Annotated in this window: 1 protein-coding gene; it reads left to right on the top strand. The window is 36.6% G+C overall.

What is annotated here, in order from left to right; all coding sequences use genetic code 11:
* The first annotated feature begins 385 nt into the window (after positions 1–385).
* Complete coding sequence (locus tag GO014_RS19735; protein ID WP_127116301.1) at positions 386–463, top strand: cytochrome c oxidase subunit 3; 78 nt, start codon at positions 386–388, stop codon at positions 461–463.
* The last annotated feature ends 594 nt before the right edge of the window (positions 464–1,057 follow it).

Genomic DNA, 1,057 nt, shown 5'->3' with positions numbered 1-1,057 from the left:
GCTGTGACAAGCGCGAGAAACCGAGAAAAGCGCTGCCGAAACTGAGAACAGATGAACCACTAATAGCCCGTGGCCTCTTTATGGGGCTTTAGGGGCAATAACTTTAATATCAGGATTAATTAAATGGTTTCATCAACAACAAAGAAATTTATTATTAGTGGGAATACTTATCACCTTAATAATTATATATCAATGATGACGAGATATTACTCGAGAAGGTACTTTCCAAGGATTACATACTATAAGAGTAACAATTGGTTTACGATGAGGTATAATCTTATTTATTATTTCAGAAATTTTCTTTTTTATCTCTTTTTTCTGAGGATTTTTCCATAGAAGATTAAGTCCTGCAGTAGAAATTGGGATAATCTGACCTCCTAAAGGTATTATACCATTTAACCCGTTACAAATTCCTTTACTAAATACTTTAATCCTACTTAGATCAGGGATCACGGTAACTTGAGCACATCATGCTTTAATAGAAAATAACTATAAACAATCAGTTCAAGCTTGGAGGTGGCGAACATGGTCATATCAAGTCCATAACCATCACCAAAGAAGTACCTTATCCAGTACCTCACCCAGTACCTGTACCTATTGAGAAGAAGGTCCCAGTACCAGTTCCAGTCAAGGTTGCAGTACCAGTTGAAAAACCTTATCCCGTATTAGTGCCAAAACCTTATCCAGTACCTGTAGAGAAGCACATTCCATATCCTGTGGAAAAACATGTGCCTTACCCAGTCAAGGTACCTATCAAGATTCCTTTCCTCGTCAAAGTACCTATTCATGTGCCCAAGCCAGTTCCCTACCCAGTTCACAAGGAAGTTCCAGTACCAGTAAAGGTACCAGTTTATATTGAAAAGAAAGTACCAATTCTGATTAAGGAACACCACGGTGGATTTGAAGGTGGATTTGGTGGACACAGTTTTGGACATCACTTCTAAACACGACTGTTATTTTTTTGTAAATACTTTTTCTTTGTTTCATACAGCACTAGCTACTTTTACCGGTGTTAATTATTTATACTTTTTTATAAATTTTTCTATCTCAGAAATAA

The organism is Devosia marina (assembly GCF_009758415.1).
Classification (GTDB): Bacteria; Pseudomonadota; Alphaproteobacteria; order Rhizobiales; family Devosiaceae; genus Devosia; species Devosia marina.
The sequence above is the reverse complement of the archived record's forward strand: the minus strand, read 5'-3'. Positions and strand labels throughout refer to the sequence as shown.